This is a genomic window from Thalassobacillus sp. B23F22_16, assembly GCF_043496955.1.
Classification (GTDB): domain Bacteria; phylum Bacillota; class Bacilli; order Bacillales; family Halobacillaceae; genus Thalassobacillus; species Thalassobacillus devorans_A.
On sequence record NZ_JBIEKD010000004.1, the window covers coordinates 2501 to 26800 of the forward strand.

The following is a 24300-nucleotide window of genomic DNA, read 5'->3' on the forward strand; positions in this document are numbered from 1 at the left end:
GATGATTTTTTTCAACTGCATCCAATCTTGTTTCAAATAATATATTTCAGCCAAGAGTTCCTGATCCATCACCTTTTTGATTTTCTTCCTTCTCAAACGTGACACCCTCTTATTATAGTTCTCTTCTTCCTTCCATTGCTTTCGAAAGAGTGACTTCATCCGCATACTCCAAATCTCCACCCATCGGCAGCCCATGGGCCAAACGGGTGATCCGAATTCCAGAAGGTTTGACGAGTCGCGATATATACATAGCTGTCGCTTCTCCTTCGATATTCGGATTAGTAGCCAGAATCAGTTCTTCAACGCCTTCGTCCTTCAGACGGTTCAATAAGCTCGGCACATTGATATCTTCCGGACCGATTCCATCCATGGGAGAAATCGCCCCATGCAAGACATGATATTTCCCACTGAACTCTTTCATTTTTTCCATAGCTATGACATCTTTCGGATCTTGTACGACACAAATAAGTGAATTGTCACGTGCTTCATCCTGACAGATGGAACACGGATCCTGATCGGTGATTTGCCCGCAAACCGAGCAATGGGTAAGTTCCCGCTTAGCATTTACTAGTGATTTACCAAACTCCAAAACATCATCTTCTTCCATCTCCAGCACGAAAAAAGCCAGGCGGACAGCCGTTTTCGGGCCTATCCCTGGCAGTTTCGTGAAACTATCGATGAGCTTGGAAATCGGCTCTGGATAATACATTTGAATTCCTCCTAGAACATTCCTCCAGGCAAGCCTTGAGTGAATTGTCCCATGGTATCGTTAGTTTTATCATCTACTTGCTTCAATACATCGTTGGTTGCAGCAAGAATTAAGTCCTGCAGCATATCTACATCATCAGGGTCGACGACTTCTTCTTTAATTTCTACATCTGTAATTTCTTTTTTCCCGTTAGCTACAACTTTAACCATTCCACCACCGGCAGTTGCTTCAAAAGTCATCTCATGAAGCTCTTCCTGGGCTTTCATCATTTTCTTCTGCATCTTCTGCATTTGTTTCATCATATTATTCATGTTTCCTCCACCACGCATGGCAAATTCCTCCTTCAGGATATTTAATCATGTATTTCTATCAAATCATCACCTGCAAGCTTGCGCGCTTCGGTGATTAATGGATCTTCTTCCTCTTCCTTGCCGTCTTCCCCATTTTCCGCTTCTTCCGTTTTCTGCTTACGAACATATTCTTCCCTTAACTCCTGCCATTTCGGCTCAGGAATGGGGATGATTTCCACACTTCTGCCGATGAAGTCCGCTAACAAAGGCTCAATGGTCTGTTTATGTTCAAGAGCCAGTGAACAATGAATTTCATACCGGAACGCCAGGACAAGTCCTTTATCCGAAGCTGCCCTTGGTTTGCTGTTCAGCAATGTGGCATGAGCCGGGGCGTTGTTCTGCTTTAAAGCTTCCATGAAGTTCGCCCATTTCGAATGGATCATTTTGATATTATCTTTCGAAGCTTCATTTAATACGAGACGGATTCGTTCATAAGGTACTTTAAATCCGTTACGGTTGCTTCTAGGCTGCGGACGTCTTGACTCTTGTGGAGAAGATGGGGCAGATGCAGGATTCTGCTTGAGCTGCTTCAACTCCCGTTCCATCTCATCCAGCCTTCGTACCAGACGCTGGACCGCTTCTGACTCTGCCGGCTGGGACTCAGGCTGACTGTCGACAAGGTTCAACATCGCGATTTCAATGAACACCTTCGGACTGGTCGACCATTTCATTTCCTGCTGGCACTTATTCAATTCTTTGATCGCCTGCTGGATCCAGTCAGGTGCTGTTGCTTCCGCCAATCGTCTGAACTGCTCATCCGGTATGGCCCGCTCAAGATTATCAGCCAAGTCAGGAGCACTTTTATATAGAAGTAAATCCCTTAAATAATAAATCAAATCGAAAACGAACCGTCCAGGATCTTTCCCCTGTTGAATCAAATCATCTACATGCTGTAATGCCTGCTTAACATCATGCTGCTGAAGCGACTCGATAACCCCGGCTAATTTTTGCTGGGATACAGAGCCCGTCACAGCCAGAACATCATCAATGGTCACTTCCTCATCACTGTAGGAAATTGCCTGATCAAGTAAACTCAATGCATCCCGCATGCCGCCTTCTGCTGTCAGCGCAACTACTTCAAGCGCTTCCCTCGCTACCTCGATACCTTCCTGTGTAATGATCTTCTCCATTCGGTCAACCATTGCTGTTTGGGAAATCCGTTTAAAATCAAAACGCTGGCACCGGGAGATGATGGTCAGTGGTATTTTGTGCGGCTCGGTCGTCGCCAAAATGAAAATGACGTGCTTCGGCGGTTCTTCCAATGTTTTCAGCAAAGCATTGAACGCGCCGATCGATAACATGTGTACCTCATCAATGATATAGACCTTATAATCCACTACACTAGGAGCATACTTCACTTTATCTCGTATCTCACGAATTTGTTCGACCCCATTGTTCGAAGCGGCATCGATTTCGATGACATCGGAGATAGAACCATCCTGTATGCCACGGCATGCAGCACATTCATTACACGGTTCTTTTGCTGGAGAACGTTCACAGTTGACTGCTTTAGCAAAAATTTTCGCCGCACTGGTTTTTCCAGTACCGCGCGGGCCTGAAAAAAGATAGGCATGCGAAAATTTATCCTGCATGATCGCATTCTGCAACGTCCGGGTGATATGCGTTTGTCCTACGACGTCTTCAAAAGTTCGCGGACGCCACACGCGGTATAATGCCTGATAGCTCATACAACCGTTCTCCTTTTATAGTTTCTCTACTATTATACCTGAATGTCTCTCCAGATGAAAACAAGTGGAGCCTAAAATAATAGTAGAAAAAACTAGCTTGTGACGAAATCCCTGGTATTTCTTATTTTAAAGACTTTCATGAAGAAACCTGTCTTTTTGTACAAAAAAACTCACCTGGGATTCCAGGTGAGTTCTTCCCTATGTAATGCCGCGCACCCATCTTCGATGGGGCGGCCCTATGCGTTACTCAAGCTCATGGCTCGACCCAGGCACTCCCGCGGCACACGGGAGGGTCAGCTTACTGCTGCTTCCTTCCGGACCTGACAGGGTTCGCTGGTTCCCGTTGCGCAGGACCTGGGTGTCAACACCACTTACTTGAGGCAGACCATAAGGCCGCACCACCTCGGATGGGGATTCGGCCTCGCTATAGCGGATTGCGAGTACAGGGCACCGCTACCTCCCCGCTTAGCACGGCATATTTCAGTATAACGATTTTCATTCTAAAATGCAATGGGAAATCAATGTAAATCTTTGGATGATTTCATTTTTTTCTTTTGGCTGCGGATCCGCTTGAAGAAATCGCTAAGCATCTGTCCGCACTGCTCTTCCTGAACTCCACTGACTACTTCCGCCTGGTGGTTGAAGCGTTCATCCTGCAGTAAATTCATCAACGTTCCTGTACAACCCGCTTTTGGATCCGGGGCGCCGAACACGACACGAGGAATCCTTGCCTGCAGAATAGCTCCTGCACACATAGGGCATGGCTCTAATGTCACATACAGTGTGCAGTCCTCCAGCCGCCAGCTTCCCATAATATTATTCGCTCGTTCGATAGCAATGAATTCTGCATGGGAGGAAGTAAGCTGACTTGTTTCCCTTAAATTATACCCAGAGGCAATAACCTCATTATCCTTGACAATGACTGCGCCAATGGGAACCTCGCCCACAGCTTCTGCTTTTTTTGCTTCTTGCATCGCATATTGCATCCATTTTTCATCTTCACACATTTTCATCACACTTTTCTTCATGATTTAGCTCGTCATCGAGCAGAATATAAATGAAAGAAGGTGGAATCCTTATGACCGCTGGAAAACAATCGGCACTCTTATATATTGATGTCATCAACGACTTCCAATTTGATCATGGGAAGGAACTGCTCAACCAAACTTACCATATCCTTCCTGCTATGCTTAAGTTACAACAGTATGCCCGTGACCACAAGATTCCGATCATCTATATCAATGACCATTATGCATCCTGGCGGGCAGATCTGCAACAAATCTATCAGCATTGTTTAACTAATGATAATAAAGAGTTGTTACAAGCCCTTCGCCCAAAGGAGGATGATTATTTCCTGATTAAACCAAAGCATTCCGGGTTTTATCAATCTTCGCTGCAGTCTCTTTTATATGAGTTAGGTGTAAAACGGTTGATTTTGAGCGGAATCGCGGGAAATATCTGTGTTTTATTTACTGCTAATGACGCTTATATGCGGGAGTATGATCTATGGGTTCCGCAGAATGCCGTCGCATCCAATGACCCGCATGATAACATGTTTGCACTGACGATGATGAAAAATGTCTTGAAGGCAGATGTTTCTCGGATATAATCATAAACCCTCCCTTACTGGTCATAAACTGATAAAGGATTAATAGGAAGGGAGTGGCAAGATGCAGATATATGTAGTGCAAAGCGGAGACAGCCTGTTTTCGATTGCAAATACGTTCAACATAAATCCACAAGCCATTATTGAAGCGAACGAATTAGAAACTCCAGGAAACCTCGTTGTGGGTCAGGCGCTGGTTATCCCGATTACCGGGGAGTTCTATACCGTCCAATCCGGAGACAGCCTATACACGATTGCACAGAGATTTGGTATGACAGCTCAGGAACTGGCTGATATTAACCAAATTCCATTGGATGCACCTCTGCAGGTAGGGACGAGGCTGTACATTCCGCCTCAACCGAAAGTGAATGCGTCTTTCAACGCTTACGTGGAGCCGACAGGAGGGCAGGTTTCGCAGGCGTTGGAAACAGCCGCCAGAAGAAGAAGCCCCCTCTTAACTTATCTCGCTCCATTCAGCTACCGTGTACAATCCGATGGCAGCCTGGAAGCACCCCCGCTAGATGACTTTCAGCAGATTGCACAAGACAGTACGGCTTCCTTGATGATGGTGGTGACCAATTTAACGGACGATGGTTTCAGCGCTGAGCTGGGGAGGACGGTTTTGACCGATGAGAACGTCCAGAACACCATGTTGAATAATATCATCTCTACCGCTCAGCAAATCGGTTATAAAGATATCCATTTTGATTTTGAATTTTTGCCACCGGAAATGGCAGAGGATTATAATAATTTCCTCCGGAAGGCTAAGCAACGCTTAAGGCAGGAAGGGTTATTGATTTCTACCGCATTAGCTCCCAAAACCAGTGCTGAACAGGAAGGTGCGTGGTATGAAGCCCATGATTATGGAGCGCATGGAGAAATCGTCGATTTTGTCGTTTTGATGACCTATGAATGGGGATATAGCGGTGGTCCTCCAATGGCAGTATCGCCAATTGGCCCAGTTCGTGAGGTAGTCGAATATGCTTTGACTGAAATGCCGGCAGAAAAGATTTTTCTTGGTCAGAACTTATATGGATATGATTGGACACTTCCTTATGTAGAAGGCGGAGAATTCGCAAAAGCAATCAGCCCTCAACAGGCGATTCAGCTGGCAAGAGAAAATAATGTAGCGATTGAATACGATGAGGAAGCCCAGGCACCTTTTTTCTTTTATCAGGATGCCGAAGGGAAAAGACACGAGGTGTGGTTTGAGGATGCCCGTTCGATCCAGCGTAAATTTGACCTGGTGAAAGAACTTGGTTTAAAAGGGGTCAGCTACTGGAAGCTAGGTTTATCCTTCCCACAAAACTGGACATTGATTGAAGGACAGTTTAATGTCGAAAAACTGGAATGAACAGGTGGCTGTCTCACCAAAAAATTGGTGGAGGCAGCCTCTTTCCATTTATGTTCCCGGGACGATTTTTACATGACGGTATTCAATATCCGCTTGATCCCAGGCTTTTTGAAGACCCCTTCGATCGATATCATCCATCGGTACATCACGATATGGGATGGATAATTCAAAAGGACGCTCGAAAGGAAAAGGCGCAACAGAAACTGTGTATTTGTCCAGCCAGTGAGCAATCATGCCATCTGGAGCAAAATCAAATGTCTGTCTGAATCCATCTTTGAACCATGACAGCTCCTCTTCTTTCGAAATCCCCGGCTCCTGCATACATATATACAATGATAAATCATCACAGAATTGCAGACGTTTAAAATGAAGATCATAAAGATACTTTGGTACTTCTACGTTCATCTGCTTCTTCAAGCGGCTCCGCCGTTTTTGTTCATGATCGAGAAAGTGTTTGATGTCTGCATCATGTGAATCTTTTGGAAAAAAAGAGCTATAATGCCGACTGCATAGTACACCCGCATAGTAAGAGTCTTTTTCAATTTCATCGATGCCATGCACATAGGCATTCAATTTCTCTTTCAAGGGGTAATCCACAAATGAATAAGGACGGTTCTTATCATCATTCCATTTCGGGTGCTTATCCAAAGGAATCCAGGCACGGTCATGCTGTCCAACAGCCCAATCGGCGTGCTGGCGGAGTTTGGACCGCATGATAAAATCCTGTTTCCAGTGATCGACCAGCTTGCCTGAGGCTATCGCATGGTCATGCTGCGCCATCATTACAAAAGAATCTCCAACCTGATTGACTATCATAGCTTTTCCCTCCCGTATCAATGAAACTTTTTTTCTGCTTTTTTCGTATTTCTATGTAGGACATACAATGTGAGGTGCATTCCAATGATTTTTAGCGTAAAGAAAAACCCACTGCTCGTGCTGCTGACCATGGCCCTTTTGCCGCTGGGGGTTCTGGGTATTTATACAGACCCCGCAGAGGGCTGGATCGGATTGATCATTGTTATCCCGATTGCCGTTATTCTTCTTTGGGCGCTATTTCAATCATACCACGAAGTGACAGATGATGCTTTCATCGGACATTTTGGTCCAATTAAAAAAAGAGTCAAACTGGAGGATATAAAGCTTGTCGAATACAGTTATAACCCTCTATCAAGTCCTGCCTGGACTTTGAAGCGTCTGTCATTTACCGATACTCATCACCACACCTATCTCCTTTCAATTCCAAAGGAAGAAGATAGATTCCGGGAAGTATTGCAGCAACAATGCCCCAAAGCGACGATACGTATATGAAAACAGCTGCCACGACCGATACCAGTCAGGCAGCTGTTCGTTTTTTTACTTATAAATTAAATAGTTGTCGCGGATTTCTTTGAAATCCTCCAATTCACCTTGCCATTGCGATTTGATTGTGTCAATGCTTTGTCCTTCTTCAATCGCTTCTCTGATCCAGCCGTTCCCGACCAGATTATCAAAGAAAGAGATACCGGAACTGTTTTCCGCACGGAATTCAAAGTCTTCCGGATACATATCGTGAATGGTTTTTACAAGCGCAAGGCCTGTTTCCACCGGCTGGAAGATCTTCTTGTTGGTGACATGAATCTGTACCCCATGAGAAAGGTTGCCAGCATGCTTAGAAAATGTTGGCGTGAATGATGCGGCGCGGAAGGTCACTCCCGGAAGTTCCAGCTCATTCATTGCTGCCGCCAAGTCTGTGCTGTCGATGAAAGGTGCACCGATTAATTCGAATGGCTGGGTCGTCCCTCGCCCTTCTGATACATTCGTTCCCTCAATCCAGGCTGCACCTGGGTACACAAGCGCAGTATCAAGGGTCGGCATGTTCGGTGAAGGAGCTACGAATTCAAGCGGTGTTTTATCGTAATACATGTGACGTTTCCATCCATCCATTTCGACTACCGTTAAGTCTGCACCAATTTCATGCTCTTCATTGAAGTACTTGGCCAGCTCCCCGACCGTCATACCGTGACGAAGTGGAATCGGATAGTTGCCGACGAACGATTTATACTCCATATCAAGGACAGGACCTTCGACTTTGCTTCCACTGATCGGGTTTGGACGATCCAAAACGATGAATGGAATGTCATTTTCCTGAGCCGCTTCCATCGCGTAAGCCATTGTATAAATGTACGTGTAGAAACGGGTACCTACATCCTGTATGTCAAATAAAAGAACATCGATATCTTCCAGCATATCCGGTGTCGGTTTTCTGGTCTGGCCATACAGACTATAAACAGGAAGTCCTGTTTTTTCATCTATATAGTATTCTACATATTCTCCAGCCTGGGCGCTTCCCCGAACGCCGTGCTCCGGACCATATAATGCTGTTAAGTTTACATCTTCATCATTATGCAGCAAATCTACAATGCTGTTCAATTCCTGATCGACTCCCGTAGGATTTGTGATCAACCCCACCTTTTTTCCTTCAATCAAATCCTTCTGCTCATTCAACAATACTTCTACACCCAGTTCGAACTGATTATTCTTTTCATTGCCGTAGCCGTTCCCTTTTCCTTTTCCATTGTTATCAGCCATAGCAATCGTCAGTGTAGACAGGATGAGAAATGTTGTTACAATTGAAATCATCCATTTTTTCATAATGTCCCCTCCCTTAATTTTTCAGTTCTAATAATTCAAGCCATGCCCGAATTCAAATAGCGGTGTACCATTTTCCCCTGGAATGGTGATTGGAAGTTTTCCTGTTGGGTCATTCTCCCCAAAAATTGTTGCGGCAGTCGCTTCAAAACTTGCGGTTCTAAAACCATACTGTGCGAGGTAAGCATCTACTGTCGGGTAAGCCATGATGTCATATGGATTACGAATGCCTACACCAATGACAGGAGCATCCGTCGTCTCCATAATTGAATTCACGAGTTGCATCTGAGGATGGGAATCAGAACGGGTAGATACACTGTACGTGTAGCTCCCAAAGATCACCTGGTCCGCCTCCTGCACGATTTCCATTTGCTCTTCACTTAGCTCAGCGCTTGAGGTTCTAATGACCGTTGTGTTTTCATGATGCTCCTTCACTGCATCTCCCAGATCATTAATATAACTGTTGCCCACTACAACAATCTGTTCATCAGCAGCTGGCTGCAATGGCAGCACATCGTCATTTTTCACTAATGTGATAGAGCGGTCGGCAGCTTCCTGTTCCACTTGCTTATGGTCTTCCGAACCCACAACCTCTAGTGCCGTTTCAATTTTTTCATCGACCGGCTCAGGAGTTTCTTCCTTGAAAATCCCACGGTTGATCTTCAAGGTCAAAATTCGCTCAACAGATTTTTCGATATGTGATTCATCAATTTCTCCAGTCTCTACTGCTTCCAGCAATCCGCTAGCCACTTCTTCCAACCCTACCGGCATTAAGACGATATCTGTGCCTGCTTTAACTGCTCGAATAACCGCGTCGACAGGACCAAAATGATCTGCGATTGCTTTCATATTCAACGCATCTGTAATGATCACTCCTTCATAGCCCATCTCTTCACGCATCAAGCCGGTCAGCACTTTCGGTGAAAGTGTGGCAGGAAGGGCAATTTCTTCCCCTGTCTTTTGAGAGATCACTTTTGTATCATCGATTTTCGGGAAAGTGACATGAGCGGTCATGATTGCATCAATTCCAGCTTCCATTGCCTGCTGAAATGGATACAGTTCCACTTCTTTGAGTCGCTCTTTATCATGAGGTACCTCTGGCAGCCCTAAATGAGAATCCACCGCCGTGTCCCCATGTCCCGGGAAGTGTTTCGCAGTAGCAGCAACTCCTGTACTTTGAAGACCTTCCGTATAGGCAAGCCCCATTTCTGCGACTAATTCCGGATCTTCGCCGAAAGAGCGAACCCCAATCACCGGATTGTCCGGGTTGTTATTGACATCCAGCACAGGAGCGAGATTCATATTAATACCAAGGGAAGCCAGCTCTTCCCCTATCGCTTGTCCGACATTTCTTGATATTTCAGAAGATCCTGCGGCTCCAAGCGCCATATTTCCAGGCATATCCGTTCCAGACTGGAGTCTGGTAACAATCCCGCCTTCCTGGTCAATCGTCAAAAGCAATCCGTATTTTTCAGCAGCTTCCTGATAGGCAGAAACAAGTTCAGCCGTCTGTTCCGTAGTGACAACATTTTCACGGAACAAGATGACACCGCCAAGGTGATAATCTTTAACAAGCTGCTCGATTTCCGGAAGCATTTCCGTTACATTTTCTCCATTCCAATTACGAAAATCCGGCATCAGCATTTGTCCTACTTTTTCTTCCAGACTCATCTGTTCAATGGCTTGAGCGATGATATCGTAGCGTTCGCCTTCTTCCTTGACCAGTTTCACAGTAGATGCAGGTTTTCCTTTTGTACCGGACGCATCAGCATCCGGCTTGTAATCAACCGCGATCCGGTCTGCATAGGTGCCGTCACTTACCTCAATAAAAGTTCTCCCGTTCTGTCCGGTAAGTGTGACATTACCATGCTGGTCCACTGTCGCTACATTTTTATTTGTTGACGACCAAGTGAGACCTTCCGAAACTGCCATGAAATGTCCTTCTTCGTATAAGTGAAGTGCGGTTAAATCCAACTCCTGTCCATCTATTTCTTCACCTGCTTGTGGTACGTTTTCCAGAAGCACGAGATCCTTAACACCTTCACGCTCTGCCGCTTCCACACCTTGAGCAGGAATTCCTAAGAGCAGGTGCGAAAATACCAGCATAAAGGCCAGTAACGAAAACACCCATTTTGTACGGATACGCCTCATGTTACATCCTCCTTATGTTGAATAGTCTTTCTTGTCACGACAGGATTATCAGGATGTTGCACAGCTTAGTAGTTACGTAATTCCCAACCTTCGCCTGATAGGTCTGGATTTATGACACTGCCATCTTCCAATGTGATCGCAGCATTGTTAATGTACCATCCCCTGCCATTAGTATAGCTATCAGTCTGGTACCGGAATCTTACCTGCTGTGTATCAGCTGGCAATGTCACCTCACGTGTGTGCCAGTCTTTATTCCCGGTCAGTGCATCTCCCACCTGTTCCCAGCTTTCTCCGTCTCTCGTTATTTCAATGAAACCTTTATCATAGCCCGCTTCAATCCGGTGCCATGTATCAAAACTCAAGACAGCCGGCTCATCCAGATTTATTTCTCCTTTCAATGTCCGGTTGAGCTGATCGCCATAGCCGGCAAACCAGGATGTTTCTTTTTTCGGCATTTCTACCGGAATAGCGTCTGCAACTAATCTTGCAAATGGGCGACGGGCCACATTGGTTGAAACAGTTTCTCTGGTAGGATGAACCCGGTTGGTAAGCAGTATGGCAATTGTATCGTTACTTTGACTGACAGCGATAGAAGTGCCTGTGTAACCGGTATGGCCAAGCGTCATGCTTCCGGATAACGCATCCATATACCAGCCCTGCTGCAGTTCCCAGCCAAGGCCATGGTCATCACCAGGGAATTGCGGGATTTGATTTTCAGCGAGGAGCTTAACTGTCTCTGGTTTCAGAATTTCTGTTCCTCCATAGCTGCCCTCATTCAAATACATATGAGCGAAAACTGCTAAATCCTCCGCAGTGGAAAAGACTCCGGCATGGCCAGCTACCCCATCCAGCGACCAGGCATTCTCATCATGTACCTCGCCCCACACAATTCCCCGATCTGTCCACGGCTGATATTCTGTCGCCGCTATCCTTTCTTTCAAAGATGCAGGGGGATTGTACATCGTATCTTTCATGCCAAGGGGCTCTGTAATATTTGCTTTTACATATTCATCAAGGCGTTGACCGGACAGTCGTTCAATCAATACACTCAACGTGATCATATTCAGATCACTGTATGTATAGCTTGTGCCTGGTTCATTAGCCAACGGGTGTTCTAAAACATATTGAAGGCGATCTTCCCTATTTCCTTCCTGAGTATATAGCGGTACCCATGCTGTAAATCCGGAGGTATGGGTCATCAGCTGCCGAATCGTCACTTGCTCTTTTCCATTGGCTGCAAACTCAGGAATGTGGTCCGCTACAGGGTCGTCCAAGTCGAATAACCCTTCTTCATATAGCTGCATAGCTGCTGTTGTAGTGAACACTTTGCTGATCGACGCCATATCAAAAATCGTATCTTTCTCCATAGCTGCCGGGTTGTCCATTTCTGTCCCCTGGTCGTCCGTATATAACGCGGCATGTCCATATGCTTCATGCTGAACAATGTGTCCTTTTCGGGCAACGAATGTCACAGCCCCAGGCATGACTCCTTCTTCAATTTTGCTTTCCATCAAATCGTCAATATCTGACAGGGGTGCTTCCACCATCCCTGCACCTCTCACTGAGCCTGGATGTAAAACGGGTGAGACAGGCCCCGCGTCACCCCATGAAAAAGCAGGATGGACATTCTTGTGGGAGTCCTTCTTTTCTTTTTGCTCCAGTGTCGGTTTGGGCGGGAGAGAATTATCCGCATGAATCAAAGTCCCATTGCTCCCTAAAAGAGAAAAACCGATCCCAGCCACCAATGCAAGCTTCCATGTTTTCTTTTTCATTACCTTCCTCCTTTGTGCATATTGTTGTCGAACATAAGCGAATGAAAAGGCTTACACTTTCTTACATGTAGCGTATCTAATCATTTATATAGTTGTCTATACCACATAAGTCATAAACTTCAGAAAAAATAGTCCTTATGTCACATTAAGATTGGTTTATCTTTTAATCCATTGATTATATGACTTGCATATTCAACTATAAGACCGAAAAGTCGAAGACTTGATTTCGAGAGTTTTGCCTGCATAACGGTCCGGTGGGGAACGACTCCCTATCCGCCGCCATGCGCTGAGCCTCCTCGAGCTAACGCTCTGCGGGGTCTCACCTATCATGCTCATCCCGCAGGACTTTGAATTTTCACCCTGACTTAACCCACGCACGCAGGAAATGCGTAGCATTTTCAAGGAGTCTCGCCGTTCCCCACCGGACCTTGCCATAGAAAGTTCTCGAAATAACACTTTAAGAAACTACCCCATGATGCCCCACGTAAGAATAAAAAAATTCTTCTCCTGTACATTCTTTATAAATACGTGCTGAGGAAGGGGTTAGTTATACACTTTTTGAAGGGGGCGTTTATTACTAGATTGGCTGGATGGGCAGGGAAACGGGGAGACTCCCGCGGGAGAGGGACTAGGCGAGATCCCGCAGGGCTATAGCCCGAGGAAGCTTGCCAGGTCCCCCGCAGGAAAGCGAGTCGTTTCCCAGCCCAGCCCTTTCCTCTATGGTAACGGACCCAACTATCTTGTAACTAAGTCTTTGAAAAAAGCGAAGAAGGCAATAAAAAACACCTGCAAGACCTTTTATAGCCTCACAGGTGGTTGGGGGGAGTCAGTCATATTTATTTATCGAGAAGCTTCAAGGATTCACGGTTGAAGGCTGGCAGGTCATCCGGGTTACGGCTTGTCACCAGCTGATCCTGACAGACGACCACTTCTTCGTCCTTATAGTCGACACCGGCATATTCCATATCAACAGCGATCGACTTGAATCCTGTCGCTTTACGGCCTTCCAGCGTTTTAGCTGTTATCAAGAGTTGCGGACCGTGACAGATAGCGAATACTGGTTTCTTTTCATCCATGAAATGCTTCGCAAATTCTACGAATCGTTCATCGCCGCGAAGCTGGTCTGGTGAAAATCCACCTGGCAAGAACAAGGCATCAAAATCTTCCGGTTTAACTTCATCGATTCCTTTGTCGATTTTAACCGTTTCTTCCCCTTGTTTACCAGTTACCTCTTTCCCTGATTCCTTTTCAATCGTCACTACTTCATGTCCTGCTTCTTTAAACTGCTTGGCAGGATCGGTATATTCCACATCTTCAAACATATCCGTCATTAAGCATGCTATTTTTTTACTCATAACAAAAATCCTCCTTCATTTATATTTTTCGATTTCTAATGAAGTCACATATTTGATTTACCCGTGCATAACTGAATTAAACTTATTTGTCTTTATCTTCCATTTGGAATTGCTGAAAAATCGTATTTCTTTTATCTTGATAGAGTTCTTCTCCGGCAATCCTGTTTATAATTTGAACATTGCGCCGGACGGCTAGCCCAAGGTTGGTAGCACCGGCACCATGAGAATGGGCCAGATTCGTCGCGACAAAGAAATGATGATTCCTATTCTCATGGAATACAAGGCGGGCATCGCGGGTTACACGGTAGCGCTTCTCATCTTCCCATTCGATTTTTTCTTGAAAGCGATTCAGGAACCAGTCTGGAATATGGGGGGCGTACCCGGTCGCCAATACCACTTTCTCCGTAGGATAATCAAACTCCTCGTCCACCTGCCATTGATGACATTTAAGCAAGTAAGAATCTCCATTTCTTTCAATATCCTTTACTTCTGTCATTGGCTGGATGGTTACACGTGCTTTCTTATCACCAGTCGACTTGTGATAAAGCGTTTTATAGAGCTCTTCTAGCGTGTCGGGATCAATACCTTTCCGTAGGTTGCCTAACAAATCAAGCGAGTCTTTTCTTTTTTTGTAGGGAAGACCATGGAAATAATCAATATAATCCGGCGAGAAAAATTCCTGTCCAAGTTTGGCACTTTCGAGTTGGAATAGGCCGGATGATCGTGTGAATAGCGTTAAATGCATATTGTCACGGTATTCTTGTTCCTGCAACAGGTCCAAAAGGACTTCTGCAGCACTTTGACCGGAACCGACGATGGTAACATGGTCAGAAGAAAGTAATTCTCCTTTTTGATACAGGTAATCACTAGTGTGAAGGATGTCTTCTTCCGGGTATCCTTTCATTTCATCCAGAATCAGCGGGTTGCTTCCTGTACCCATGACGATATGCCTGGCGCGAAAGCTTTTCTCTTCGCTGTTTTCGACTGATTTTGTAATGACTTCATAATGAGCATCTTCACCCTGGTTATGGTCGATGACATCTACTACCTCATACCCGAACATAAGACCATCCAGTTTTTCAACTACCCATTTCAAGTAATCATTATATTCCTGGCGCGGGACTTTGAATTCGCTGAAAAAGAAAAATTGGAACATCCGATTTTGTTCATGCAAATAATTTAAATATGTATACGTGCTTGTCGGATCCGCCAATGTTACGACATCGGCCAGAAAAGGAACCTGCAAATTCATTTTTTCAATCATCATTCCTGGATGCCAGTCAAATTCAGCCGTTTTATCAAAAAACAGTCCTTCCAGCTCTGTTTTTTCCATTAATGCAGCTAATCCGAGGTTATAAGGTCCAATCCCGATCCCAATGACATCATATATTTTTTCCATGAATCCGTCCTCCTATTTCATACCATGTTTATAGTATGGTCTGCAGCTAGTTTCATAATCAAAAGGCTTTGGAATAAAAGAAAACCGCCTAAGAGAGGCGGCCTATTTAATCGGTAATATCCATCAGTTGTCGGAGCCTGCTTTTATTGCTCAATAAATCCTGAAGTGTATATTCGTCCAAAATATTCAGGAATGCCTCAAGCGCATCATTTAGTACATGCTTCAGTTTACAGGCTGGTGTAATCACACAATGATCAGAACCACGGTCAAAGCATTCCAGCAGGATAAAATCATCTTCCATCTTTCTCACCACATCCCCGACATTGATCTCTTCCGGTGGTTTAGCGAGCCTGATCCCACCCGACCGGCCTCTGATGGTCGTGAGCATGTCCAGCTTGTTCAACTGATGGACAATCTTGCTCAAATGGTTTTCCGAAATATCGAAGACTTTCGAGATTTCTTTGATGCTCGCAAGCTCCCCTTCTGGTTTTGAAGCGGTATATATAAGCACACGAAGCGCATAATCCGTATATTTTTTCAGACGCATGTAGCATACTCCTTAAATAATTTACTTTTTATAATCGTATCACAGGTAGATAACGATTGTCTTATTTGTAAACTTCAATTGTTTCATGTGAAACAGTTAACCAAATTGTCACAAAAACATGCATTTTTAATATTGCTTTAGTGTTTATAATGTTTAACAATAAAGATACACGAAAAATACATCTTTAAATCACACTAACTTTTTAAAAGGAGTTTTTTCATTATGTCTACAGAAACACTTCCTAAACTTGATGAGCAGACAATCGCTACGGTTAAAGCCACTGTGCCTGTACTTGCGGAACACGGAGAACAAATTACAACCAGATTCTATCAAATGATGTTTGAAGCCCACCCGGAGCTTAAAAATGTTTTCAATATGACACACCAAAAAGAAGGAAAGCAGCCACGCGCCCTTGCGAATGCTGTCTATGCCGCTGCTCAATACATCGATGATTTAAGCGCTATCATGCCTGCAGTCGAAAAGATCGCCCATAAACACCGCAGTATGAATATCGTACCCGAACAGTACCCGATTGTAGGAAAGTATTTGCTGCTTGCTATTAAAGACGTACTCGGTGATGCGGCTACCGATGATATCATTAATGCATGGGAAAAGGCTTATGGAGTCATTGCAGAGGCTTTCATTCAAGTGGAAGCGAACATGTATCAAGAAACTGCCGAAGAGACTGGCGGCTGGGTCGGCTACCGCGATTTTGAGGTCATTGATAAGGTAAAAGAAAGTGATGTCATTACGTCCTTCTACTTAAAACCAGTTGACGAAGGAGTTTTACCAGGCTATAAACCCGGCCAATATTTGACCATTAAAGCACAAATGCCGAATGAAGAGTTTGATCAATTACGCCAATACAGTCTTTCTGACGCTCCTGGAAAAGGCTATTACCGAATCAGTGTCAAGCGAGAGGAAGGGACAGAACAATTTCCAGAGGGTAAAGTATCTAACTTCCTGCACAAACATGTGAATGAAGGAGACGTTATCCCTGTCAGTGCCCCTGCCGGTGATTTCTTCCTTGATACAGCATCCAAAAAACCGCTGGTACTGATCAGTGGCGGCGTTGGGCTTACACCAATGATGAGCATGCTGCAGACTATTATCAAACAACAAATCGATCGGGAAGTTCATTTCATTCATGCCGCTCGTAATGGCAGCGTCCATGCCTTGAAGCATGATATGAAGATGGCTGGAGAAGAATATCCAAACATTAAGACTTATATCGTCTATGACACACCAACAGAAGAGGATATGAAAGAAAAAATCCATGCTAAAGAAGGGTATGTCGACCTTGCATGGCTTCAATCCATTGTTCCGCAGGATTCTGATTTCTATTTCTGTGGACCAGAAGGATTCATGAAAGCAATTTATGGTGCTTTGAAAGAATGGAACGTTCCAATGCAACAGATTAATTACGAATTCTTTGGCCCTCAGGGTGATTTAGAAAAATAAACATAAAAAAGATGCCTGCAGTAACATTGCAGGCATCTTTTTTGATTGCTTATTCTTCTAGTGTAGAGGTGTCTCCAGTTGGAAGACCAAGCTCCCAGGATTTAAGGAGACGACGCATGATTTTACCACTTCGTGTCTTCGGAATCGTATCCTTGATTTCGATTTCACGAGGCGCCGCATGCGCACTCAATCCTTTTTTGACGAACTGACGGATATCTTCGAGCAATTCATCAGACTCTTCATAACCCTCGTTCAAGGTGATGAACGCTTTGATGATTTCGCCGCGTTCAGGGTCTGGTTTACCGATAACACCGGCTTCAGCAACTGCTTCGTGCTCAATCAATTTACTTTCTACTTCAAATGGGCCGACGCGTTCACCTGACGTGTTGATCACGTCATCCAGACGACCCTGGAACCAGAAGTAGCCATCTTCATCCATATAGGCGCTGTCCCCGGATACATACCAGTCACCAAGGAAGTAGCTTTCATACTTGCCTGGATTCTTCCAAACAGCGCGCATCATGGACGGCCATCCTTTTTTCAGGGCAAGGTTACCCATCCGGTTTGGCGGAAGCTCATTCCCATCATTATCGACGATTGCCGCTTCCGTACCAGGGAAAGGTTTACCCATGGAACCTGGACGCATATCCATAGCCGGATAGTTACAAATCATCATGCCTCCGGTTTCTGTCATCCACCATGTGTCATGGATTCGAAGGTTGAGCGCTTTCAGTCCCCAGGTAATTACTTCTGGATTAAGCGGTTCCCCGACACTTAATACGTGGCGCAGCGAAGATAAATCGTGCTTGTTCGCCACCTCTTCACCGGCGCTGACAAGCTTACGGAAAGCTGTCGGTGCGGAATACCAAACCGTAACGTTATATTCATCCAGGGTTCCATACCAGTCATCCGGGCTGAAACGTCCGCCGCGGATCACATTGGTCACACCGTTAAGCCAAGGGGCAAAAATACCATAGCTTGTACCAGTTACCCAGCCCGGGTCGGCCGTACACCAGTAAGTGTCATCTTCTTTCAGATCCAACACCCATTTACCAGTTTGATAATGTTGCAGCATGGCGTTGTGTACATGATAGACACCTTTTGGCTTGCCGGTAGAACCGGATGTATAGTGAAGCAGCATGCCATCTTCTAAATCGACCCATTCAATGTCGAAATCCTGGGATGCCTGATCCATTTCTTTATGATAATCAATGTAGTCGCCATTTTCAGGTACATCGCCGACAATGACAATCTGTTTCAAGTTTGGAAGCTCATCGACAGGAACCCGGTCCAACAGCTCTGGAGTTGTGACAAGCATGCTTGCCTCACTGTCTTCCAGACGGTCGCGTACAGCCTGTTCCATGAATGCCTCAAATAAAGGTCCGGCAATGGCACCGGTTTTCAGAATTCCTAGAAATGCTGCGTAGAATTCCGGACTTCTGTGCATAAACAAGAAGACACGGTCTCCTTTATTCACATTATATTTTTTCAGTACATTCGCAAATTGATTGCTTTTGAATTTCAAATCTTCAAATGTCAGTTTCTCTTCACGATTAGGAGCCGAATAGATCAATGCGGTCTGATCTTTCTTATCAGGGTTGTCTGCATGACGGTCGATTGCCTCATAAGCGATGTTTACTTTTCCTGTTTCACTCCAAGAGAATTGACTCTTCACACTATCCCATTGGAATTGTTCGTATGCTTCGTTGTAGTCTTTCATGTTGTGATTGCCTTCACGTGCTGGAATTGGTTGCATGTCCATAGAATCACCTCATTTAAAATTTGTAAACGGTTTCTTACTTAAGTAAAAAAACACCTGCGACACTTATGTTTGGCAAGGACTCCTAATTTGGATTTTTCTAAAAATTCGTGAATTACCTTTTATTTTAGAATACTTCGCTGAAGTTTTAAAGTGATAAGGGGTAAGTTTTGTCAGATTGGTGAAAAAGCATTACTTCCCTTTACTTTTAATTGACAAGCATCGGGAACACCTCTATAATAAGTAAGGTTACAATTGGATAAAATCCGTACCAATTATTTATGGGAGAGGTTCTTAGCGACACCCTCGATAAAAAACTAAGGATATATGATGATACAGACCATATCCCTTAGGGTGTGGTCTTTTTTGTACTTTCGGAAAGTTTACCTATATAAACATATAGAGGAGGAAATCTACATGGCTGGACGAAAAGATGAAGATTTAAAAGATTTATCCTTATTAGGCAGTCAAGGGACGAACTATTCCTTTGATTACGACCCCGATGTACTGGAGACATTCGATAACCAGCATCCGAGCCGGGATTATTTTGTTAAATTTAATTGCCCTGAGTTCACAACGCTCTGTCCCAAGACAGGTCAGCCGGACTTTGCAACGATTTATATCAGTTATATTCCAGAGGAAAAAATGGTCGAAAGCAAGTCACTGAAACTGTACTTGTTCAGCTTCCGAAATCATGGAGGTTTTCATGAAGATAGTGTCAATATCATTATGAACGACCTGATTGAACTGATGAATCCACGCTATATCGAAGTGTGGGGTAAATTCACACCAAGAGGCGGCATTTCCATCGATCCGTATTGTAACTACGGTAAGCCTGGAACTAAGTTCGAGCAGATGGCAGAACAAAGGCTTTTCAACCATGATCTATATCCTGAAAAAATCGACAACCGTTAATCGAGGGCGACGTTCACAAGCATGCTCCCTTTTATAAGGAGAGATGATATATGTTCATTTATTTGAATGCTTTATTTGTTGGTTTATTGATTTTAGCTAATATCTTAGGCGTCAAGCTGTTCTCTATCGGCGGCTACGTCCTACCTGCTGCTGTCATTGTTTACGTCGTCACTTATTTGATCACTGATGTCATTGGTGAAGTGTATGGCAAAGAAGCAGCAAAGAAAACAGTCCAGGCCGGCTTTTTCACGCAGGTAATTGCACTTATTTTCATTTTTGTGGCAATTCAACTTCCTGCTGCTCCCTTTTTCCAATCGCAGGCGGAATTCGAAACGATTCTCGGTGGCAGCTTCCGGGTGATGCTGGCAAGCCTGGTGTCTTATGTTGCCAGTCAAAATTTCGATGTCTTCATCTTCCATCGCTTAAAGAAGAAGCATGGTGAGCAGAAGCTATGGCTTCGGAACAATTTGTCGACGATGTCGAGCCAATTGATTGATACCGTCGTCTTCATTACCATTGCATTTGCCGGTACGATGCCAACTGCGGCTTTACTTGGAATGATCGCTACGCAGTATGTATTCAAGTTCCTCGTCGCAGCCGTCGATACTCCAATCGCTTACTTGTTAGTAAAAACAGCAAAAAAAGATAAACAAAGCTTTCATTTAGCAGAATCTATGAAATAAAACAAATCCCAGCAGTTATCGAAACTGCTGGGATTTTTGTATTTGCTCGTAAATTATATTTTAACTTAGATCAGTATCTTCGCACGAAACACATCATTATTGATTCTAAATGAAATGATCGAAAAAAATATTTTTAATACAATCCTGCATATGCTTTATTGTTTATCGTCTTTATACTGCATATAGACGGTTTGGGTGACGAGGAAGTCTTCAACGCCGTGCTTGCCATCAGCGCCGCCAAGTCCCGATTGTCTCATCCCGGCATGGTAGCCCTGGACGGCTTCGAAGTTTTCACGATTGATGAACGTTTCACCGAATTTCAACTCATTCACGACTCGCATCGCTTCATGATAATCTTCCGTATATACGGAAGAAGAGAGGCCATAAACGGTATCGTTACCCATTTCAATTGCTTCATCCAAATTGGAGAAGGTAGTCACCGGTATGACAGGACCAAAAATCTCTTCCTGGATGATTTCCATATTCTGCTTCACATTTTTCAAAATGGTCGGTTTATAGAAGAACCCTTTATCAAATTCCTGCGGACGCTCGCCGCCAGTCACTACTTCCGCTCCGGCATCGACAGCATTCGTAACCATCTCTTCAACGGTCTCCCTGCGGTCTTCACTTACTAATGGACCAACATCCGCTTCTTTATTCTCCAGTGGATCACCAATCGTGACATCTTCGATTTTTTCTTTCAGTATCTCTAAAAACTCCTCTGCCACGCTTTCATGGACATATACCCGTTCTGCATTGGTACATGCTTGTCCATTATTAGCAAGACGTGACATTTTTATATTTTCAGCAGCAAGGTCAAGATCAGCGTTTTCTGTGACAATTGCAGGTGCCTTCCCGCCTAATTCGAGATTCACTTTCGTAATATTCTGCGCAGCTGCTTCCATTACCTTTGTGCCTGCCGGGATGCTTCCGGTCATCGTCACCATATGGACTTTTTCATGAGAAGCAAGGGCATTTCCGATTTCAGATCCTGTGCCAGTGACAAGGTTATAGACGCCATTTGGAATTTCACTCATGTCATCAATGATTTTTGTAAATTCCATCGCGGTGTTCGGTGTCTGCTGACTCGGTTTCAATACTATCGTACAGCCAGTAACGAGTGCTGTCGCTACCTTACGCGCCAAAATGAACATCGGGAAGTTCCAAGGCACAATACCGCCGATGACGCCGATTGGTTTTTTGTAAATGTGAATGTGCTCATTAGGGCGGTCACTTGGGACGATTTCTCCTTCGATTCGCCGTGCCCATTCGGACATGTAACGGAAATAATCAATCGCGAGATCAATTTCTCCGCTGGCAAGCTCATAGTCTTTCCCCTGTTCTTCCTGCAGCAATTCAATGAACCGCTCACGTTTTGCTTCGATGCGGTCACCAATTTCGCGGACGATTTTTCCACGTTCAATGTTTGGTTTCAGTTCCCAATCTTTCTGGGCGTTGAAAGCCGCTTTGACAGCACGATCGATATCTTCCTCTGTGCCTCGGGGTGTCTGTGAAATCACCTCTTCTGTTGCCGGATTAATGATATCGAGCCATTCATTTCCAGTAGATTCTATATATTGACCATCAATGTATAGTTTATGGGTTTGCAAGATAATCCTCCTCTAAATCGGAATGTGAGTTCCTGTAAATTATCTTCCACCCAAAGTCCTGTCCTAAACACGCGCATCGACCCATGTATTGCCCTTTCGTTTGCGCTATACTCTAAGTAACCATAGGAATGGGGTGACTTGCCATGGAACAAAAGAACTTGATTGCCTGGATGTTTGTCACCGTCGGAATCATGAACGCACTAACCGGAGCCATCATGATGTTCATCCTTCACGATACGATAATCAGCTTCGTATTCCTGGCTTCCAGCCTGATTTTTTTGCTGGCCGGAAGGGTGGCATGGACAGAAACGCACGGAGAGGATGCTAAGGATTAGCCGCCTCTCTCTTTTTTTGTCTTCGTGTCGTCATATAGACACCGCCTAACACAAACATCCCCCCTACTAACTGTGCACTGGTTATTGCTTCTCCTAAAAAAATGAACGCCATAACCGCTGTGATTACAGGTATCAAATTCAAAAACACCGCAGCCTTTGAAGGACCGATCATCGACACGGCCTGGTTCCAGGCAATCAGAGCGATAACAGCCGGGAAGATACCAGTGTAAAGCACACTCCAAATCACTTGTGAAGACCAGTCAATTTCAAATCCCCGGGGCAGCCATTCGATGATCGCTGCCATTATCAGCAGGGTGACATTTCCCATTCCCAACATGAACAGCAGACTTCCATACATCGGAAACTTCGGTCCATGCTTATTGACCAGTAAAGAATAAAAAGCCCAGCTTACGACCGCGCTCAGCATAATCAAATCTCCAATGTTAAATCCTAAGCCTGTCAATACTTCCCATGATCCTTGTGTGATGATGTAAAGGACACCGAGAAAAGAAATAAGCACCCCTGTTAATTGAGAGGGAGTAAAACGTTCCCTTAAGAATAAAAAGCCGAGCACCATCGCAACGGAAGGCGTCAAAGCCTCTACAATAGATGCATTAATGGTAGTCGTATAATTCAAGGAAGTGTACACAAGGGCCGGAAATAACACCACCCCCGTCATCGCCATTCCATATAAAGCTTTCCAATTTTTCATCATCACCGGACGGGCATACTTGAATTCCTGTCTCGCAAACGTCAATAACAGTAAGAAGGCGATTAATGTCCGCAGCCAGGCCAGCGTAAATGGGGCGATTGCTGCTGTAGCCACCTTGCCAGCGATAAAATTTCCCGAAAACAATATAATAGCGAGCATAACCAATGCATATGCTTTCCACATGGTTCCACCCCCCCTTCCATTTGAAGAAATTACAAAGTCCATCCAGATACCAAAAGACCCTTACCCTGAAGGTAAGAGTCTTTTCCTGAATCAGTTGACAGGCGTTTCTGTTACGTCCCAGACATCTGTATAATTCGTGTAATTATTAATGGCAATATCGAGGTCATGAAAATAACGATGGGCCTGCCTTACGTTATCTAATTCTTTGGATCCGTCGACTATTTGTTTCAAATACTGAGCAACTGCATCCATATCGGTCTGTAAGGTAGGCGGGTCTTCAAATGTGTTGTCCTCAATGTAAGTTAAGTACTGATCTGCCTTTTCCCGCTGCTCACTCCATTTGACGCCATCTTCCAGCTTTCCATAGCCGGTTGTGTCATTATAATAACGGTGAGCGACAGCTATTAAATCCCCCGCATCCTCAAAACCTTCTTTATTTGCCGGCTTAGCCTCTGCCTCTCCGCCTGACTCAGATGGGTTTTCCTCTTCAATACTGGATTCTGAAGCAACTGTATTTTCTGATTTATTTTCGTTGATATCCGTAAATATAAGTACGCCAAAAAACCCGAGCGAACCAACTACCAAAACAATTAAAATTGTCATTAAGCCTTTAAAACTGAATAATTTCCCCATTACAATCCCCTTTAATACACTGTTACAACCAGCTTAATATAAGTTGTTGGATATTTCAATTATTTTCCTTTTCATTCAGGTGTTTACAGGATGGTAATATCGACGATGTCATTTAAAGGCAGTGTAAACGTATGCTTCGTGGCTTCCTTTGTACCATGAAGCTCTTTTCTCATGGAACAGATCGAATTGATTTTCCCATAGCGCCGTTCATGTTCAAACCCATTATGAAAAATGATCTCCACGGTCAAATTGTCATTCAGGGCCCGCTGCAGTAAAAAATCGATTTCTACAGCTTTTTGTTCATCAATGATGCCTTTTTCCACACGTTCATCTTCTTTCCAAAGCTCTTTCACTAATTGGACATGCTCCGGCAGCATCAACGATGTCCACTTAATGGTTCCTCGGTCTTTATTATGCTTATCCATCATGCACCCTCCTGTCATTCCGAAC

General features: G+C 44.4%; 24 protein-coding genes and 1 other RNA gene (1 of these 25 running past the window's edge). 7 read left to right on the forward strand and 18 right to left on the reverse strand.

Going from position 1 to position 24300, the window contains the following annotated elements; genetic code table 11:
- The 6 genes from ACGTNI_RS04870 to tadA form a co-directional block, all read right to left on the reverse strand.
- Nucleotides 1–96 carry the start of a YaaL family protein gene (locus tag ACGTNI_RS04870; protein WP_229717897.1) on the reverse strand. 114 nt of this gene lie to the left of the window's left edge, so 96 of the gene's 210 nt are visible here — the first part of the coding sequence; it begins with the start codon at nucleotides 94–96; the stop codon falls past the left edge of the window.
- Between the two features lie 16 nt (nucleotides 97–112).
- Nucleotides 113–709 (reverse strand): recombination mediator RecR, encoded by a 597-nt coding sequence (recR, locus tag ACGTNI_RS04875; protein WP_062443810.1) that lies wholly within the window; start codon nucleotides 707–709, stop codon nucleotides 113–115.
- A gap of 11 nt (nucleotides 710–720) precedes the next feature.
- On the reverse strand, nucleotides 721–1038 hold the full coding sequence (locus ACGTNI_RS04880) for a YbaB/EbfC family nucleoid-associated protein (protein WP_062443807.1): 318 nt from the start codon (nucleotides 1036–1038) through the stop codon (nucleotides 721–723).
- Nucleotides 1039–1061: 23 nt separating this feature from the next.
- Entirely contained in the window at nucleotides 1062–2747 is a 1686-nt protein-coding gene (gene dnaX / locus ACGTNI_RS04885) for a DNA polymerase III subunit gamma/tau (RefSeq protein ID WP_085506688.1), read from the reverse strand.
- Between the two features lie 208 nt (nucleotides 2748–2955).
- Nucleotides 2956–3221, reverse strand: an RNA gene (ffs, locus tag ACGTNI_RS04890) — signal recognition particle sRNA large type.
- A gap of 44 nt (nucleotides 3222–3265) precedes the next feature.
- A complete protein-coding gene (gene tadA, locus ACGTNI_RS04895) occupies nucleotides 3266–3754 on the reverse strand; it encodes a tRNA adenosine(34) deaminase TadA (protein ID WP_394460664.1) in 489 nt (162 codons plus the stop codon).
- A gap of 71 nt (nucleotides 3755–3825) precedes the next feature.
- On the opposite strand from tadA, the gene ACGTNI_RS04900 reads away from it, so the two are divergent.
- Nucleotides 3826–4356: a cysteine hydrolase family protein gene (locus ACGTNI_RS04900; RefSeq protein ID WP_394460415.1), complete on the forward strand. Its 531-nt coding sequence runs from the start codon at nucleotides 3826–3828 to the stop codon at nucleotides 4354–4356.
- Nucleotides 4357–4417: 61 nt separating this feature from the next.
- The gene (locus tag ACGTNI_RS04905) at nucleotides 4418–5707 is read left to right on the forward strand and encodes a glycoside hydrolase family 18 protein (RefSeq protein WP_394460417.1); all 1290 of its coding nucleotides are present in this window, start codon (nucleotides 4418–4420) and stop codon (nucleotides 5705–5707) included.
- Between the two features lie 48 nt (nucleotides 5708–5755).
- Here ACGTNI_RS04905 and ACGTNI_RS04910 read toward each other — a convergent pair whose 3' ends face one another.
- Entirely contained in the window at nucleotides 5756–6523 is a 768-nt protein-coding gene (locus tag ACGTNI_RS04910; protein ID WP_085506685.1) for a DUF3891 family protein, read from the reverse strand.
- A gap of 84 nt (nucleotides 6524–6607) precedes the next feature.
- Here ACGTNI_RS04910 and ACGTNI_RS04915 point away from each other — a divergent pair, with 84 nt between their 5' ends.
- Nucleotides 6608–7015 (forward strand): PH domain-containing protein, encoded by a 408-nt coding sequence (locus tag ACGTNI_RS04915; RefSeq protein ID WP_394460419.1) that lies wholly within the window; start codon nucleotides 6608–6610, stop codon nucleotides 7013–7015.
- Nucleotides 7016–7060: 45 nt separating this feature from the next.
- On the opposite strand, the gene ACGTNI_RS04920 is transcribed toward ACGTNI_RS04915, so the two are convergent.
- The 6 genes from ACGTNI_RS04920 to ACGTNI_RS04945 form a co-directional block, all read right to left on the reverse strand.
- Nucleotides 7061–8338 (reverse strand): exo-beta-N-acetylmuramidase NamZ family protein, encoded by a 1278-nt coding sequence (locus tag ACGTNI_RS04920; RefSeq protein ID WP_085506683.1) that lies wholly within the window; start codon nucleotides 8336–8338, stop codon nucleotides 7061–7063.
- A gap of 27 nt (nucleotides 8339–8365) precedes the next feature.
- Entirely contained in the window at nucleotides 8366–10486 is a 2121-nt protein-coding gene (locus tag ACGTNI_RS04925; protein ID WP_394460421.1) for a glycoside hydrolase family 3 protein, read from the reverse strand.
- A 65-nt stretch (nucleotides 10487–10551) separates the two neighbouring features.
- Nucleotides 10552–12258, reverse strand: coding sequence for a serine hydrolase domain-containing protein (locus ACGTNI_RS04930; protein WP_394460423.1), 1707 nt, complete (start codon nucleotides 12256–12258; stop codon nucleotides 10552–10554).
- Between the two features lie 836 nt (nucleotides 12259–13094).
- Complete coding sequence (locus ACGTNI_RS04935; protein ID WP_085506679.1) at nucleotides 13095–13613, reverse strand: type 1 glutamine amidotransferase domain-containing protein; 519 nt, start codon at nucleotides 13611–13613, stop codon at nucleotides 13095–13097.
- 82 nt (nucleotides 13614–13695) lie between these two features.
- Entirely contained in the window at nucleotides 13696–15012 is a 1317-nt protein-coding gene (locus tag ACGTNI_RS04940) for a lysine N(6)-hydroxylase/L-ornithine N(5)-oxygenase family protein (RefSeq protein ID WP_394460425.1), read from the reverse strand.
- 106 nt (nucleotides 15013–15118) lie between these two features.
- Nucleotides 15119–15559, reverse strand: a complete 441-nt coding sequence (locus tag ACGTNI_RS04945) for an Rrf2 family transcriptional regulator (protein ID WP_085506677.1) — start codon at nucleotides 15557–15559, stop codon at nucleotides 15119–15121.
- A 222-nt stretch (nucleotides 15560–15781) separates the two neighbouring features.
- On the opposite strand from ACGTNI_RS04945, the gene hmpA reads away from it, so the two are divergent.
- Nucleotides 15782–17020 carry an NO-inducible flavohemoprotein gene (gene hmpA / locus ACGTNI_RS04950; protein ID WP_394460427.1) on the forward strand — a complete coding sequence of 413 codons (1239 nt, stop codon included), beginning with the start codon at nucleotides 15782–15784 and terminating at the stop codon, nucleotides 17018–17020.
- A 49-nt stretch (nucleotides 17021–17069) separates the two neighbouring features.
- Here hmpA and acsA read toward each other — a convergent pair whose 3' ends face one another.
- The gene (gene acsA, locus ACGTNI_RS04955; protein WP_394460429.1) at nucleotides 17070–18782 is read right to left on the reverse strand and encodes an acetate--CoA ligase; all 1713 of its coding nucleotides are present in this window, start codon (nucleotides 18780–18782) and stop codon (nucleotides 17070–17072) included.
- 414 nt (nucleotides 18783–19196) lie between these two features.
- Between acsA and queF the strand changes: the two genes are divergently transcribed.
- Together queF and ACGTNI_RS04965 are read left to right on the forward strand one after the other, a co-directional pair.
- Nucleotides 19197–19694, forward strand: coding sequence for a preQ(1) synthase (gene queF / locus ACGTNI_RS04960; RefSeq protein WP_085506674.1), 498 nt, complete (start codon nucleotides 19197–19199; stop codon nucleotides 19692–19694).
- A 50-nt stretch (nucleotides 19695–19744) separates the two neighbouring features.
- Nucleotides 19745–20377, forward strand: coding sequence for a queuosine precursor transporter (locus ACGTNI_RS04965; protein WP_085506673.1), 633 nt, complete (start codon nucleotides 19745–19747; stop codon nucleotides 20375–20377).
- Between the two features lie 155 nt (nucleotides 20378–20532).
- On the opposite strand, the gene aldA is transcribed toward ACGTNI_RS04965, so the two are convergent.
- Entirely contained in the window at nucleotides 20533–21987 is a 1455-nt protein-coding gene (gene aldA, locus ACGTNI_RS04970; RefSeq protein WP_085506672.1) for an aldehyde dehydrogenase, read from the reverse strand.
- A gap of 143 nt (nucleotides 21988–22130) precedes the next feature.
- Between aldA and ACGTNI_RS04975 the strand changes: the two genes are divergently transcribed.
- The gene (locus tag ACGTNI_RS04975; RefSeq protein ID WP_394460432.1) at nucleotides 22131–22322 is read left to right on the forward strand and encodes a hypothetical protein; all 192 of its coding nucleotides are present in this window, start codon (nucleotides 22131–22133) and stop codon (nucleotides 22320–22322) included.
- Here ACGTNI_RS04975 and ACGTNI_RS04980 read toward each other — a convergent pair.
- From ACGTNI_RS04980 to ACGTNI_RS04990, 3 genes are all read right to left on the reverse strand, one after another.
- On the reverse strand, nucleotides 22312–23217 hold the full coding sequence (locus tag ACGTNI_RS04980) for a DMT family transporter (protein ID WP_176223959.1): 906 nt from the start codon (nucleotides 23215–23217) through the stop codon (nucleotides 22312–22314). The two genes, ACGTNI_RS04975 and ACGTNI_RS04980, sit on opposite strands and share 11 nt — an antisense overlap.
- A 90-nt stretch (nucleotides 23218–23307) precedes the next feature.
- Nucleotides 23308–23850, reverse strand: coding sequence for a hypothetical protein (locus ACGTNI_RS04985; protein WP_394460434.1), 543 nt, complete (start codon nucleotides 23848–23850; stop codon nucleotides 23308–23310).
- 83 nt (nucleotides 23851–23933) lie between these two features.
- Nucleotides 23934–24275, reverse strand: coding sequence for a YolD-like family protein (locus tag ACGTNI_RS04990; protein ID WP_394460436.1), 342 nt, complete (start codon nucleotides 24273–24275; stop codon nucleotides 23934–23936).
- Nucleotides 24276–24300 lie beyond the last annotated feature (25 nt).